The organism is Natronorubrum tibetense GA33, from assembly GCF_000383975.1.
GTDB classification, from domain to species: Archaea; Halobacteriota; Halobacteria; order Halobacteriales; family Natrialbaceae; genus Natronorubrum; species Natronorubrum tibetense.
This window is the reverse complement of the sequence record NZ_KB913017.1, coordinates 3,132,351-3,146,154: the sequence shown is the minus strand read 5'-3', so window position 1 is coordinate 3,146,154 and position 13,804 is coordinate 3,132,351. Positions and strand designations below refer to the sequence as shown.

Here is a 13,804-nt window from a genome sequence, read left to right as displayed (position 1 = left end):
GAGGATAGAATCGTCGAATATGATGGTGTCTCAATCAGTTATTCAAGACCTTATGTCACAGATATAATATATAGTGGTATGAGGGTTTTGAGTAGTACGCCTGTTGGCGGTACGTATCCGACTGTTTCGCTGGGTGACAGTTATCGCCTCTATTTCTTCTAGAAAACGCTGGCTCGAGGACCGCCCCTCGGTCGATGGTACCGCGTGCTTCGATTACCGTTCGCAACGGGTTTTCGATACCCATAAACGACATGCACGGCATCGATTAAGACGATGCCAGACGCGGCGCGGCTGCGCGATAGCACTCAGATCGTGCTCCCTCGAGAACTCCTCGAGGACCTCGAGCCGCCGCTGGACGACGAGTTTACCGTGACTATCGTGGCCGACGGCGAGGATCGTTGTCGGATCATTGGCAGCCCCGTCGAGATCAAGGCGGCCAGCGAGTTTCTCGTCCGCCGCGGGATCGCAGTTCAGTGAGAGTGCACCGGTCAATATCGCTGTCGTGAAAGCGTGTCCCGGCTATCGAACCGGTCGTTCAGTGAATCCCTCGAGTTCGCCGGCCGGCGTCCGCGTTCCGGCTCTTGGAATCGGTGAGCCGTTGCTCGAGTGACCGTCGTACGGTATCGATTCTCGGACAGCGGTGATTTCGGTGAGGTGAGCTGTCGTCCGTTCTGTCGGTCGCTGTGGGCCCGACGAGTCGCTTCGCGAGTCGAGACTGGACGCCGAACGAGCGAAGACGGCGGGAAAATATGGCGTCTTCTCCCGGAGGACGCAGTTGATCGTCGGCCGTAGTGGAAATTGGTAACGAAAATCACGAGTGCAGCTTCCCAGTCACAATTTCCGATGTGATGGGTGTGAAGACCGTCTACTGTTCCGTCAGTATCACGTAGCCCGTATCAATATCTTGGGTAGTTCGCTGCTAACTTAGTGGAAACAGGGAGAAGGAGCTCTTAACGGCGATTGTTATGTCAATACCAGTATCAGAGACATCGACCCAGTTACGGATCACAGAACCCGATCGAAGGTCCATCCACCGATGAGCCTCACTGTACACGATCCAACGATCGAGGGCTCGACGATCGAGTGTGAGATCACTCCACCCCGTCACACGCAGCGATTTTTTTCGGGCGAGCCGTTTCGCGTGGAGTACAACGTCGATCTCGAGGGACTGCCGACGGAAATCGCGACGATACCCGCGCTCGCACATGTCTGTCCGGTCGCGTGGGCCAACGGTGTCGACGTGGAGGTGTCGGCGGTCGACGAGACGTTCCTGGAAACGCTCGAGGAGGTCCGCGAGGTCCTCCGTGGGATGTACCCGTCGTTCATCGAGGGCGGCGACATCCGCGTCGGCGAGGTCGTCGACACGCGAACCGACCGCTCGCCGGAGGAGTTCGACCGCAGCGGACTGCTGTTCAGCGGCGGCATCGACTCGGTCGCGAGCTACGTGCGACAGCGCGAGGAGACGCCGACGCTGATCAGCATTCAGGGCTGGGTCGTCGGCGTCGAACAGGACGATCGGTGGGAGGGAGCCAGAACGGACATCGACACGTTCGCGGCGGATCGCGGCCTCGACGTGCAGAACGTCCGTTCGAACATGCTCTCCTGTCTGGACATGCCGATGTTGCAGGCCCACTACAAGCGCTACGTCGACGGCGCGTGGTACAGCTCCGTCGGCCACGGTATCGGCCTCGTCGCGCTCTGTGCCCCCCTGTCGTACGCGCTCGGATTGGGAACGATCCACATCGCCTCGAGTCACACAGACGAGTTCGAGCACCCCTGGGGATCACACCCCAGCATCGATAATAACGTCCGCTGGACGTACACGAGCGGCAACCACGACGGCTACGAACTGAGCAGACAGGAGAAGGTCGAACTCATCGCCGACTACGTCGAGACCGAGACGACGGCGTTCCCGATCCGAACTTGCGTCCACGAGGATCGCGGGGGTAACTGCAACGAGTGCGAGAAGTGTTACCGGACGATGGTCGGGATGGTCCTCGCGGGGCTCGACCCCAACCGGTTCGGCTACGAGATGGACGAGCGGAGGTTCCACGAAGTTCGCGAGGGCTTCGAACAGCGAACCTTCGTGATGGACGACCACACCATCTTCCACTGGCGGGACATTCAAGACCACGTTCGCTACGGTCGGGAGTTCCCGGTCGACGGCGCGACCGCGTTCTTCGAGTGGCTGGAAACCGTCGATATCGGCGCGATCACGGAGTCGGCGACCGAAGCCACACACCGCAAGGTCGTCCGCGGCGTCGCGCGCAACATTCCGTATCCCGTCTACAACTCGCTGTACCCAGTCTACGGTACGCTCAAGAAGCAGATCTGATCGGATTCGTCCAGGTCCGAGAGAGACCGCGTTTGACGAACCCCGTCCGCTCGCACAGCACCTACCGCTCGGGGTGGGTCGGCGCGTCGAACCCCCCGCGGACCAGCGGCTTTGAAATGTGTCTCCGTGCGCACGGGGGCACCTCGTACCAGCCCGTCTCGAGGTCGCGGTCGAGCCCTCGTTCGACTTTCCCGTCCCTGCTGGTTCCGCAGTCCCGACAGCGATAGCCCTGGTTTCGCCCGGCGCTTTTCATCCGCCGCTCGCAGTCGGGACAGGTCGGCGTTACGCGCTCGGTCGTCACCAGTTCCCGGACGGCGAACTTCTCGAGTTTGAGCGTTCCCCGCGACACCTCGCCGCAAGCGGTGAGCCGATCGCCGACCCGCAGCGCTCGCACCCGATCGCGGAACCGTTTCGTGGGTTCGAAGGCGGCACACTCGAGCCGAGCGTCGTCCGCCGATCCAGCCGCCAGATCAACGAATACGTGCCCGCCCCGACGCGTTTCGGGCTCGCTCGCGACCCGTCCGTCGATTCGGTACGCCCGGCCGTCGACGACCGACTCGAGGTCCCCGTCCTGCAGGTGGACGTCCGTCCCCTGATTGGTCACGAACAGCTGGCTCGAGGCGACGGGCTCGCTCTGGATCCGCTCCGCCACGGTTCGAACGGCCTCGGGATCGTCGCCTCTCATTCCGTACAGGATCGGTCCGGGCGTGTGGGGGACGCAGACGGCCTCGTCCTCGCCGCGGTCCACTGTGTCCCAGACATCCGGGTAGCCCCAGTCGGCGGCGTCGAAGACGCTCTCGCGGTCGACCTCGCGAGGGGTTCCCCACCGACTCGAGTCCCGGTAGGAGATGTGTTCGTAGGTCCACTCGGAAAGCGCCCGTCGGCCCCCGATCGCAGCCAGCGCGCCGATCCGACCCCGACCGTCGCCCGCGTGCCACGAGCGGTAGCCATGGCACTCGAGCAGCGCCGTCGCGTCCGAAATCTCGAGGTGCTTGCGGATCGCTTGCTCGGCGAACTCGCTTACGTCGTCCGGAACGTCCTGGGGCCCACCCTCGGCGACGACGAGCCCCGGATTCGTTCGCTCGTCGGCCGTTTCCGAGAGCGACTCGAGGCGGTCTCGAGCGATCGAGAACGCACGCTTCGGATCGGCATCGGTGTGGATCGCGAGCGCGGCGTTCCCTCGCGTCTTGTACGGCACGGCGGGGTTGAGTCGGACGAGCAGCAGTCTTGAGACCGTTGCCCCCTGCCGGCGCAGTCGCTCTGCGATCTGGGCGGCGACGTAGGTCGTACACATCCCGTGCTCGCGGGAGTCGGTATCGTCGAGGCCGACGACGGTCATCGCCCGGAGTTGGGACGGGAGCGAGTAACCGCTTTCGGGAACGCTCTGCGAGTCCCCGGCCGAACCGAGCCGAACCGATTCGCGGAGGCGACGTACCACCGACGGAGCGGATACCAACTATAAAAGTATACTGCTGGTACGTATCCGAACCACGACACGGCACCCGGATATCCCGGGGAAAACGTCTTATAGGAGGAATCGCTTACATCCCCCTATGTCCCGCTCCGCACTGGTCGGTAACGTGACCGCGATGTTAGAGGACGCGGGATTCGTGGTGAGCGACCGGTGTGCGATCCGACCGAAGAGTTTCGATATCGCTGCACGCCGGGGTGACGATCTCATTCTGGTCAAGATCCTCGGCAACATCGACGCGTTCAACGAGGCCACGGGCCACGAGATGCGCCGCCTGGGGACCTATCTCCGGGCGACGCCGCTGGTCATCGGCCTCCGGAGTCGTGACGAGGATCTCAAACCCGACGTGACCTACTTCCGTCACGGCGTCCCCGTCCTCAGCCCCGATACCGCGTACAACCTGTTCATCGAGGAGGTCCCGCCGCTGATCTACGCCGCACCCGGCGGTCTCTACGTCAACATCGACGGCGATTTACTCGCCGACAAACGCCAGGACAGAGAGTGGAGTCTCGGCCAACTCGCGACCGAACTCGGCGTCTCCCGGCGAACCGTCTCGAAGTACGAAGACGGGATGAACGCCTCCGTCGAGGTCGCGATGACGCTGCAAGAGCTGTTCGACGCGCCGCTGACGAGTCCGGTTGACGTACTCGACGGCGCTGACGAGGTCCACGAGAGCGACTCGACGCCGGACGACCCCGACGCCGATCCCGACGACGAACAGGTCGTCGCCGTCCTCACGCGGGCCGGATACAGCGTCCACCCGACGCTGCGCTCGCCGTTCAAAGCCGTCAGCCGGGACGACGAGGACGACGACGAAGAGGTCGTACTCACCGGCCACTCCGAGTTCACGAAGGCGGCCGAGAAACGGGCTCGGATCATGAGCTCTATCGGCCACGTCACCCACACGCAGTCCGTTTACGTCGTCGACCGGGCGAAACAGGAGTCCGTCGACGGCACCGCGCTGGTCGAACGCGACGAACTCGAGGAGCTTCGCGACGCCGCGGAGCTCCGGAAGGTCATTCGAGAGCGCGCCGAACACGAAGAAGCGGCTTAAAGCGGTTTTTACACAGTTCGAGTGTGATGTCCGGCTTCGAGACGACGCGCGAGCCGTTGCTCACGAGTGGGCGTCAGACCGGAAACCGATTCGAACGACCGAACGGTAGGGGCGACTCAGGCGTACGTTTCTTCTAAGTACTCGACAATATCGTCGCTCTCCGGCATCCCCTCGACGCCCTGTGACTCGTCGGTGATGACGGGAACGCCGGTCTGACCGCTGACCTTCTCGACTTCGGTGCGCTCGCCGTGTGACCGGGGGACCTCGATGACATCGTACTCGAGCTCGAGGTCGTCGAGTTTCGTGCGGACTTTCGCGCAGAACGGACAGCCGGGAAGATCGTACATCGTAATGTCAGCCATATGGATGCGGATAGTCGACTCAGCCCTAAGAGACCACTGGTCGGGTGTCGAATTGCCGCAATCGAGGACGAACGGGCAGAAAGCGACGGCGCGAGCCGGTCAGAACGTGATCTGCCCCGCTTCGACGGCGAAGTAAATCGCGAAGTAGCCGACGAACAGGACGGCGAGTACCCACTGGCCGGGGCTGACATCGCGAGCCTCACCGATAGCCGCCTTGATAAGCGGGTAGCTGATGATCCCCGCGGCGAGTCCGTTCGCGATCGAGGCGGTCAACGGCATGATCGTGATCGTCAGGCCGGCGGAGATGGCCCAGACGGGATCCTGCCAGTCGATGTCGGCGACGCCCTGGAGCATGATGATCCCGACGACGACGAGCGCGATGTACGTCGCGTACTGCGGAACCGCACGCATGAGCGGCACGAAGAGCAGCGCCGCCAGAAAGAGGACGCCGACGATCAGTGCCGTGAAGCCAGTTCGGCCGCCCTCCTCGATACCCGTCGAGGACTCGATGTAGGTCGTCACCGTCGACGTCCCGATCATCGCACCGAACGTCGTCCCGACCGCGTCGGCCATCAGCGGCCGCTCGATCTCGGGGAGGTCACCCTCGTCATCGAGGAAGCCGCCGATCTGGGAGACGCCAATCAGCGTCCCCGCGGTGTCGAAGAAGTCGACGAAGAAGAAGGTGAAGACGACGAGCGCGAAGACGAGCGGATCGTCGGCCATCATCCCCAGTCCGTCGATGAAGCCCGAAATCAGCGGCGTGATGTCGTACTCGACGGAGAGCAGCATGCTGAAAAGCCCGTCGTTCGTCGCCTGATCGTACGCGGGTTCCGGCACCAGCGAGCCGGGAGAGACGACATCGAGGAGCGTCAGCAGCCAGCCGGCGACTGCCGTCGAGAGAATCCCGATAATGATCGAGCCGCGGATACCGCGGGCGTAGAGGAAGAAGGTCAGCGCGAGACCGGTGAGCGAGAGCGCCGCGACGGGGCTCTCGAGGACGTTCCCGAGCGTCAGCAGCGTCGCGTCGTAGCCGACGACGACCTCCATCTCCTGGAGTCCCAGAAAGAGCAGGAAGACACCGATACCAGCCCCGACGGCGAACTTAACTGGTTCGGGGAACAGCTCGATAATGTACTTTCGGGCCCCGACGGCCGTCAGTGCGATGAAGATGATTCCCTCGACGAAGACGGCGGCGAGAGCGAGTTCCCACGGCACGCCGAGGATGATCACGACGGTGAACGCGAAGAAGGCGTTGAGCCCCATCCCGGGGGCCAGTCCGAACGGGCGGTTTGCCCAGAACGCCATCACGCCGATCGCCAGAACGGACGCGAGGATCGTCGCGATCGCAATGACGTCCCGCGTCTGGGCATCGGTGTAGCCGTCGATGGTGATCGCTTCGGCCAGAATCGCGGGGTTGACCACGATGATGTAGGCCATCGCCAGAAAGGTCGTCACGCCGGCGAGCGTCTCAGTTCGATAGTCTGTCTCGTGTTCGTCGAATCCGAAGTAGGCCGCGATTGTATCGGAAGCCCCCATATTGGACGATCGAGCATAACAAGAGCGATTAGTTAAAGCTTCCCGTCCGAGAGCCGATAGCTGATAGACACGTTCGTGCAATAATTTCGCGACAACCGCTTTCGGGGATTTCGGTTCGGTCTCCCGTCGAAGACTCGAGGGAGGCCGGATCAGGATCACCTTTATCGGCTTCGGGAGAAACGCCTGACTATGGAGGAGACGGTGTACGGGCCGTTCGCCGGCGATTCGGCCATCGAACCGCGACACACCGACGACCGACTACTGCGACGGCCACCGGACCGTTTGCTGCGACGGCCACCGGACCGTTTGCTGCGACGGTCACCGGATCGTTCGGTGGGTGATCGCCTATGATCGAGAACCGAAATCGGCTGGCGACGACCGACGCTCGTGACCTCGCTCTCGAGTGTATCGAAGCGGGAATCGCGGCCGGCCACCCGCGGCGAGTGATCCGCGAGGCCGTCTCGCTCGAGGGAGACGATACCCTTCGCGTCGCCGGCGGGACGGACGATCTCGCACAATACGACCTCGGCGGGTACGACGAGATCATCGTGCTCGGCGGCGGGAACGCCGCCGCACACGTGGCCGCGGCGCTCGAGGACCTCCTCGGCGATCGGATCGACGGCGGCGTCGTCGTCACCGACGATCCGACCGAGACCGACCGCGTCGCGGTGCTCGAGGGCGACCACCCGGTCCCGAGCGAGCGCGGCGTCGAGAGCACGCGCGAACTGCTCGCGGCCGCAGACGCCGCGGACGAACGGACGCTCGTGCTGGCGACGATCACCGGCGGCGGGAGCGCGCTCATGCCCGCGCCCGCGAGAGGCATCTCGCTCGCGGATCTTCGGGCAGTAACCACCGCGCTGCTCGAGAGCGGTGCGGACATCCGCGAGATCAACGCGGTCCGAAAGCACTGCTCGGCGCTGAAAGGGGGCCAACTGGCTCGTCGCGCAGCCCCCGCGACCGTCGTCTCGTTGCTTTTGAGCGACGTCGTCGGCAACGATCCGAGCGTGATCGCGAGCGGGCCGACGGTCCCTGACGAGTCGACGTTCACGGACGCGATTGCGGTGCTCGAGCGGTACGAGACCGACGTTCCCGGAGCCGTGGCCAATCGGCTCGATCGCGGTGCCACCGGCGAGGTTCCGGAGACGCCGGGCGCCGACGATCCGGTTTTCGGGAACGCGACGACGCATATCGTCGCCGATGGGATGACGGTGCTCGAGGCGGCCCGCGAGGTCGCCGTCGACCGCGGCTACGAACCGCTCGTACTCTCCTCGCGCATCCGCGGCGAGGCCCGCGAGGCGGCGACGACACACGTGGCCATCGCGGAGGAGGTGCTGGCGACGGGAGTCCCGCTGTCGCCGCCGACCGTGCTCCTTTCGGGCGGCGAGACGACCGTGACGGTCACCGGCGACGGAACCGGCGGGCCGAACCAGGAGTTCGCGACGAGCGCGGCGATCGAACTCGCGGACGACGCACTCCTCGAGGGGGCGATCACCGTCGCAGCCGTCGACACGGACGGAATCGACGGCCCAATCGATGTGGCGGGGGCGCTCGTCGACGAGACAACCGTCGAGGAGCGAGAGAGCGCTCGAGATGCGTTACAAAACAACGACGTCTCGCCGTATCTGGCCGCCCGAGACGAACTGATTCGAACCGGCGCGACCGGCACGAACCTGAACGATCTGCGAGTGGTTGTCGTCGAGTCGGCGTCGACGAACGGCGACTGACGGATGCGGCGTAGGGACAATGCGACGCTCGCGTCCGCTTTCCCCGTCCTCGAGCCAACGTATTTGACCTCGGAGCGTGTACTACTGTACCATGAGATTCGTCATCGTGGGTTACGGACGGGTCGGGTCGCGAACGGCGCGCATTCTGAGCGACGAAGGTCACGAAGCCATCGTCGTCGACAACGATCCCGATCGCATCGAGCGTGCGGAAAGCGAGGGATTCGAGACGGTCCACGGTAGCGGGTCCGACGAGGACATCCTCATCGACGCCGGGGTTGATACCGCCGACGCTATCGGCGCGTTCTCGCCGGATCTCAACGTCAACTTCGCGGCCTGTATGGTGGGCGAGCACCACGACTGCCGCACCGTCATGCGGATCGACGAGGATTACCGCGAGGACATCTACGAGAAGTACGCCGCGGACGTCGACGAGATAATCTATCCCGAGCGACTCGGTGCGGCGGGTGCCAAGACGGCCATGCTCGGCGGCGACTTCAACGTCGTCGCGGATCTCGCGACGAATCTGCAACTGACCGTCCTCGAGATCACGGACGATTCGCCGGCCGTCGGCAAGCGGATCAGCAAACTCGACTTGCCCGCGGACGCGCGGATCTACGCGCACGGTCGTGCACGCGAGTCGCTGACGATTCCGTTACCCGGGACGGAGCTCGCAAGCGGCGACGAGGTCGCGATCATCACCGAAACCGATCGGGCGGACGACGTTCGGGCGGCGCTGTTGCCGGCGAGCGCCTGAGGCTGCGTCGCGGAGACGAGCCGTCCTTCTGTACGGTTCGGTCGTCCACACGAAAGTGAGAGGGGAGGAATGCTGGCGCGCGGATGGGGTGGATTGGAGTGGGATGGGGAGCGAATCCGCCACTGCGCGCCAGTTGAACGATCGTCTCGAGAGTCAATAAAACCGCGTCAGACGCCCGAATGACACGGGTCAGCCTGCGGGAGAATCAGCTATTCGGTCGGAAGACGAGGACGTTCTGGTGGACCATCGACGGGACGAACGAGAACGGATAGCCGTAGACGTGGAGGTCCTTCGTCGGGTCGTACCAGATGAGGTTCGCCGCGAGTGTCACCGGTGCCGTCGACTCGATCGCCTGCGCGAGATCGGCCGAGAGGAACTCGTAGGACTGCTCGCGGTACATGTCGCCGATGAAGACGACGAGGTGGCCATCGGGCGCGACAGCGTCGGCAAATCGGTCGAACTTCTCGGCCATGTCGGCCAGCCACTCGGCTTTGGACTGCGTGTCCGATTCGTCGCTCGCTGCGTCGTCGGCTCTTTCGGCGACGTTTTCGGTGTCTTCGGCGTTTCCGGCGCTTCCGGCGTCTTCGTCCGCGTCGAACGCACCGAGTTTGCTCTCCCGGGTTGCGCGCTCGTTTCGGGTCTGCTCGAGTTCGTCCATGTTCCAGTAGGGAACGTCGGTCAGAAGCAGGTCGACCGAGTCGTCCGGAATCTCCCCGATCAGGTCCGCACAGTCGCCGTGGCGCACGTCCTGTTCGGAAAGCGGCGGTTCCCCGCGGCTCCGCCGTTCCTCGTTCTCGCGCTCGAGGACCGTCTCGTAGATCTCGATCCAGCGACGGGTCTGCTCGAAACCGATCGCCTCGCGCAGGCCCGTCCCTTCGTGCTCACAGAAACTCGCCCCGAGCAGCGTCCCACCAACGCCGGCGAACGGGTCGAGGACGGTGTCGCCGGCCTTGCTGAACCGCTCGATCAGGTCGGCACAGAGTCGCGGTGGCTTCTGGCCGCCGTGTTCGCTCCGCAGGTCGTGTTGGACGTCGGGCGGATAGCTCTCCGCAATCACGGACTTCGTCGCGTACTTCCACTCCTTGCCCGTGAGGTCGTTGACCCGATTACGCTCGTCGTAGATCCCACGTCCCTCGACGTAGCGCTGGTGATCGGCGAGTTCGTCAGTATCGATCAGTTCGCCGTCCTCGACCGGGAGCGACTCGTCTCGAGCGCGTTCGGCGTCGAATCCCCCGTCGTCGTCCGTGAACAGGCGACTCTGTCGGTGCCGGTCCCCGTCCTCTGCCATATACCTCGAGTGCTCACTCGGGTCGCTTAAACGTGTGTCTCTCGGTCGCCCGAGTGGCGAAAAACCGTGATCGAAACTGCGGAGTGATTACTGCGTGTAGGAACTCTCGCCGACGACCTCGAGGAACTCGCCGCGTCCGGTCGACTCCGCCTCGTCGAACTCGGTCACCCGGAGTCGGACGCGCTTCTCGACGGTCTCCGGACCGGCACCATCGATGATCAGTCGCGTGTCACCGACGTAGGCCAGTCCCGCGTCGGTACCGTTCGTCTCGGAGACGAACACGCTAATCTCGTCGCCCACGTCGAACGACGGGTTGGTACTCCGGAACGTCCATCCTTTGAGATACTTTTTGAAGACACTCATATTCGTGCCACCTCCTCAGTTTCGCGGTCGGTAACGTACTCGCGGCCGAAGCCGGTGATCGCCGCGACGACGAACACCGCGACCAGCAGCCAGCCCTGGAAGACGAACGGGACGACGTCGATCGGCGTGACGAGCATGCCCGTGTCGAACCAGTCGTACGCGTCGGGCAGATCCTGCATCGCGGTATAGCCCGCGAGGACGCCGCCGGACCACGGGAAGATGTAGCCGAGCGCGGCGGTCTGTCCGTCTAAGATGTTCGCTCGACGGTAGCCGTTCAGGTTGAACCGTTCGCCGATCTTCGAGATGTAGGGCCCGATCGCGACCTCGGCGGCCGTGTTGATCGTGATGACGGCGTTGATCAGCGCCGCGGAGCCGACCATCGTGAGTTCGGCGTTTCGGACGTTCGTCGCGAGGTTCTCGATCGACCAGTCCAGGATCGCCTGGAACGCGCCGCCCCGGATCATGATCTGTGCCGCCGCGATGATCAACAGGACGAGAATCGCGAGTTCGAAGAAGCCCGCCGCGCCGTTGATCAGGCTCCCGCCGACGCCGACCGCGTCAGGGTTGTCGACGATGGTGAGAAACGGGAGGAACTCGAGCGGTTCGGCCACCGGTGCGTCCTGGGGCGCGTTGAAGGTCACGATGTCGCCGACGCTCATCAGCCCCAGCACGAGGCTGAACGCGATCGCGGAGACGATCCCCCACGAGATCGCTTCGACGATGTGCCGGCCGGCGACTGCGGCACCGATGACGATCCCCATCGAGACGAGATGGATCAGACCGATGGGTTCGCTCTGGGCGACCAGAATCTCCTGGGCATCACCGGCGATCTCGAGCCCGCTCATGAACTGTCCGGCGACGACGTAGCCGACGAACGCGATGAGCGCAGCGATTATCACGTACTTGAATCGCGACGCGACGACGCCACCGATGTCAGAGTCCTGCGTGACGGCGCTGACGATCGTCGTGTCGCTGACCGGCGCGAGGTTGTCGCCGAAGATCGCACCCGACAGGATCGCGCCGAACAGCAAGACCGGGTTCGCGCCGAGCAGGATGCCCGCCGGGAAAAACAGCGTGACGAACGCGATGGCCGCGCCGTATCCGGTCCCGATTCCCGTCGTGAACAGCGCTGCGAGGACGAAGGTGATCGCCGGGAAGAGGGTCGCACCGATCCCCGCGATGTCGGCGAACCAAACCAGTCCGTCGACGAAGCCGCCGTCCTGTAACACTTCAGCGAACATTCCCGCCCAGATCCAGGCGACGATTGCCGTCACCGCGACGGGCTGGGTCATCCCCTCGAAGATGGTGTTCGCGTACGATTTCCAGTTCCCGCGGACGAAGAACATCCCGACGATGAGGCCGATCAGGATACCGACGATCAGTCCGCCGGTGTCGGAAATCCGCCAGAGCGCCGTCTGTGCGACGGCCCAGACGATGAAAAAGGCGATCGGGAACGCGCTCATCCCGCGACCGCCGTAAAACGTTATTCGTGGGTCATCATCGTCCGTTCCTTGGACGAATGCGTCCGTCGGATCGTCATCAGCTGAATCATCACTGACACCACTCATTTGAAGTCCCAATATGTACAATCAAACTCTCGCTGAAAAGTCTTACCCAGAGGAATACCGCCAGCCGATAGGTCTCTGCGACGATCTACCGGCCGTCTGCCGAAAATCGTCCCTCCAGCGCACACATACCTCCACGAGTCACGGGGTGTCGGCCCGGTGCTTTTGTCGGGTCCGGGAGAGAGAGGAACTGATGGGAGTCCTCGAGAGCGTCGCACTGTTGGTCGTCGGTACGATCGCCCTTTGGCTCGGGGCCACGTGGCTCGTCGCGGCCGCCTCGAGGCTCGCCGAGTCGGTCGGGATCTCGCCGCTCGTCGTCGGTCTCACCGTCGTCGCCTTCGGCACCTCCGCGCCGGAGATCGCCGTCTCGACGACCGCCGCACTCGAGGGCCAGAGCGACGTCGCGGTCGGCAACGTCGTCGGTTCGAACGTGTTCAACCTGGGCGTGATCCTCGGGATCGTCGCCCTCCTCGCCCCGTTCCGGGTCACGACGACGCTGCTCCGCCGCGACGCGCTCGTGATGGCCGGTGCGACCGTTATCGCCGCGCTGGTGCTGGCGGATCAATCGGTGTCGCGACTCGAGGGCGCGCTCCTCCTCGTCCTTTTGTTCGGCTATCTCGGGGCGCTCGGGATGGCGATCCGGCGGTCGTCGGCTTCGGACTCGAGTACGGAGGCAGGTGATTCAGACGGTGGGACGGCGATCGAGGAAGTCGAGGAAATCGACAGTCCCGAGATCGAAGCGATCGGTGGAACGGGGGACGAGAACGGTGCCGTCACCGACGAGACCGCTACGGCCGAGGATTCCGTTCGCCTCGGTCGCGAGGGGCTCCGGCTGCTCCTCGGCCTCGCGCTGGTCGTCCTCGGCGGTCGCATCCTGGTCGTCTCGGCCACGACAATCACACTCTCGTTCGGGATCTCGCCGTGGCTCGTCGGCGTGACGATCGTCGCCGCCGGCACCTCGTTGCCGGAACTCGTCACGGCGGTCGTCGCGACGCGGCGGGGCGGGGTCGCCATCGCCGCGGGCAACATCATCGGCTCGAACGTGTTCAACTTGCTCGGCGTGCTCGGCCTTGCGGCAGTCGTGCGTCCCATGACCGTCGATCCCGCCGTCTTCCCCGGCGTCATCTGGCTAGTCGCTCTGACCGTCGTCGCGACGGGGCTGCTCGCGACCGGGAGGCGCGTGACGCGCCTCGAGGGTGGCCTCCTCGTCGCCATCGGCTCGAGTTACTGGGTCGTGACTGCCGCGGGCTGAGATACCGGGCGGGGCTGCCGTGGGCTGACCGCCCGAAGCGTCGTTCCACGGTGGTAACACGGATGTCAGCGGGACGCTTTGTACCTTCGAGCCGTACGCT

At 64.2% G+C, this 13,804-nt stretch carries 12 protein-coding genes; 6 read left to right on the top strand and 6 right to left on the bottom strand.

Annotated elements, in window-relative coordinates:
• Positions 1-273: 273 nt before the first annotated feature.
• Positions 274-477, top strand: coding sequence for a VNG_1110C family protein (locus NATTI_RS0116320; protein WP_006090647.1), 204 nt, complete (start codon positions 274-276; stop codon positions 475-477).
• Positions 478-1,036: 559 nt separating this feature from the next.
• Positions 1,037-2,335 carry a hypothetical protein gene (locus NATTI_RS0116315; protein WP_006090645.1) on the top strand — a complete coding sequence of 433 codons (1,299 nt, stop codon included), beginning with the start codon at positions 1,037-1,039 and terminating at the stop codon, positions 2,333-2,335.
• Positions 2,336-2,396: 61 nt separating this feature from the next.
• Here NATTI_RS0116315 and NATTI_RS0116310 read toward each other — a convergent pair whose 3' ends face one another.
• Positions 2,397-3,674: a tRNA(Ile)(2)-agmatinylcytidine synthase gene (locus NATTI_RS0116310; protein ID WP_006090643.1), complete on the bottom strand. Its 1,278-nt coding sequence runs from the start codon at positions 3,672-3,674 to the stop codon at positions 2,397-2,399.
• 214 nt (positions 3,675-3,888) lie between these two features.
• Here NATTI_RS0116310 and NATTI_RS0116305 point away from each other — a divergent pair, with 214 nt between their 5' ends.
• Positions 3,889-4,860 carry a transcriptional regulator gene (locus tag NATTI_RS0116305; protein ID WP_006090641.1) on the top strand — a complete coding sequence of 324 codons (972 nt, stop codon included), beginning with the start codon at positions 3,889-3,891 and terminating at the stop codon, positions 4,858-4,860.
• Between the two features lie 116 nt (positions 4,861-4,976).
• On the opposite strand, the gene NATTI_RS0116300 is transcribed toward NATTI_RS0116305, so the two are convergent.
• Both NATTI_RS0116300 and NATTI_RS0116295 read right to left on the bottom strand, forming a co-directional pair.
• Positions 4,977-5,222, bottom strand: a complete 246-nt coding sequence (locus tag NATTI_RS0116300; protein ID WP_006090639.1) for a glutaredoxin family protein — start codon at positions 5,220-5,222, stop codon at positions 4,977-4,979.
• Positions 5,223-5,321: 99 nt separating this feature from the next.
• Positions 5,322-6,758: an NCS2 family permease gene (locus NATTI_RS0116295; protein WP_006090638.1), complete on the bottom strand. Its 1,437-nt coding sequence runs from the start codon at positions 6,756-6,758 to the stop codon at positions 5,322-5,324.
• A 347-nt stretch (positions 6,759-7,105) separates the two neighbouring features.
• Here NATTI_RS0116295 and NATTI_RS0116290 point away from each other — a divergent pair, with 347 nt between their 5' ends.
• Both NATTI_RS0116290 and NATTI_RS0116285 read left to right on the top strand, forming a co-directional pair.
• A complete protein-coding gene (locus tag NATTI_RS0116290; RefSeq protein ID WP_006090636.1) occupies positions 7,106-8,482 on the top strand; it encodes a glycerate kinase type-2 family protein in 1,377 nt (458 codons plus the stop codon).
• A 91-nt stretch (positions 8,483-8,573) separates the two neighbouring features.
• Positions 8,574-9,236: a potassium channel family protein gene (locus tag NATTI_RS0116285; RefSeq protein ID WP_006090635.1), complete on the top strand. Its 663-nt coding sequence runs from the start codon at positions 8,574-8,576 to the stop codon at positions 9,234-9,236.
• A 205-nt stretch (positions 9,237-9,441) separates the two neighbouring features.
• Here the strand turns inward: NATTI_RS0116285 and NATTI_RS0116280 are convergent, their stop codons facing one another.
• The 3 genes from NATTI_RS0116280 to NATTI_RS0116270 all read right to left on the bottom strand — a co-directional run bounded on the left by NATTI_RS0116280 (position 9,442) and on the right by NATTI_RS0116270 (position 12,455).
• Positions 9,442-10,524, bottom strand: a complete 1,083-nt coding sequence (locus tag NATTI_RS0116280; protein WP_006090633.1) for a DNA methyltransferase — start codon at positions 10,522-10,524, stop codon at positions 9,442-9,444.
• An 87-nt stretch (positions 10,525-10,611) separates the two neighbouring features.
• Positions 10,612-10,887, bottom strand: a complete 276-nt coding sequence (locus NATTI_RS0116275; protein ID WP_006090632.1) for a DUF7513 family protein — start codon at positions 10,885-10,887, stop codon at positions 10,612-10,614.
• Entirely contained in the window at positions 10,884-12,455 is a 1,572-nt protein-coding gene (locus tag NATTI_RS0116270) for a Na+/H+ antiporter NhaC family protein (protein WP_006090630.1), read from the bottom strand. The genes NATTI_RS0116275 and NATTI_RS0116270 overlap by 4 nt, the downstream gene beginning before the upstream one ends.
• Positions 12,456-12,645: 190 nt before the next feature.
• On the opposite strand from NATTI_RS0116270, the gene NATTI_RS0116265 reads away from it, so the two are divergent.
• Positions 12,646-13,704 (top strand): calcium/sodium antiporter, encoded by a 1,059-nt coding sequence (locus tag NATTI_RS0116265; RefSeq protein WP_006090629.1) that lies wholly within the window; start codon positions 12,646-12,648, stop codon positions 13,702-13,704.
• Positions 13,705-13,804 lie beyond the last annotated feature (100 nt).

Bases quoted from the DNA above. Each gene is read 5' to 3' on its own strand.
- NATTI_RS0116290 (WP_006090636.1), top strand. From the start codon at position 7,106: ATGATCGAGAACCGAAATCGGCTGGCGACGACCGACGCTCGTGACCTC.
- NATTI_RS0116275 (WP_006090632.1), bottom strand. From the start codon at position 10,887: ATGAGTGTCTTCAAAAAGTATCTCAAAGGATGGACGTTCCGGAGTACC.
- NATTI_RS0116280 (WP_006090633.1), bottom strand. From the start codon at position 10,524: ATGGCAGAGGACGGGGACCGGCACCGACAGAGTCGCCTGTTCACGGAC.
- NATTI_RS0116265 (WP_006090629.1), top strand. From the start codon at position 12,646: ATGGGAGTCCTCGAGAGCGTCGCACTGTTGGTCGTCGGTACGATCGCC.
- NATTI_RS0116270 (WP_006090630.1), bottom strand. From the start codon at position 12,455: ATGAGTGGTGTCAGTGATGATTCAGCTGATGACGATCCGACGGACGCA.
- NATTI_RS0116300 (WP_006090639.1), bottom strand. From the start codon at position 5,222: ATGGCTGACATTACGATGTACGATCTTCCCGGCTGTCCGTTCTGCGCG.
- NATTI_RS0116285 (WP_006090635.1), top strand. From the start codon at position 8,574: ATGAGATTCGTCATCGTGGGTTACGGACGGGTCGGGTCGCGAACGGCG.
- NATTI_RS0116295 (WP_006090638.1), bottom strand. From the start codon at position 6,758: ATGGGGGCTTCCGATACAATCGCGGCCTACTTCGGATTCGACGAACAC.
- NATTI_RS0116310 (WP_006090643.1), bottom strand. From the start codon at position 3,674: ATGACCGTCGTCGGCCTCGACGATACCGACTCCCGCGAGCACGGGATG.
- NATTI_RS0116315 (WP_006090645.1), top strand. From the start codon at position 1,037: ATGAGCCTCACTGTACACGATCCAACGATCGAGGGCTCGACGATCGAG.
- NATTI_RS0116320 (WP_006090647.1), top strand. From the start codon at position 274: ATGCCAGACGCGGCGCGGCTGCGCGATAGCACTCAGATCGTGCTCCCT.
- NATTI_RS0116305 (WP_006090641.1), top strand. From the start codon at position 3,889: ATGTCCCGCTCCGCACTGGTCGGTAACGTGACCGCGATGTTAGAGGAC.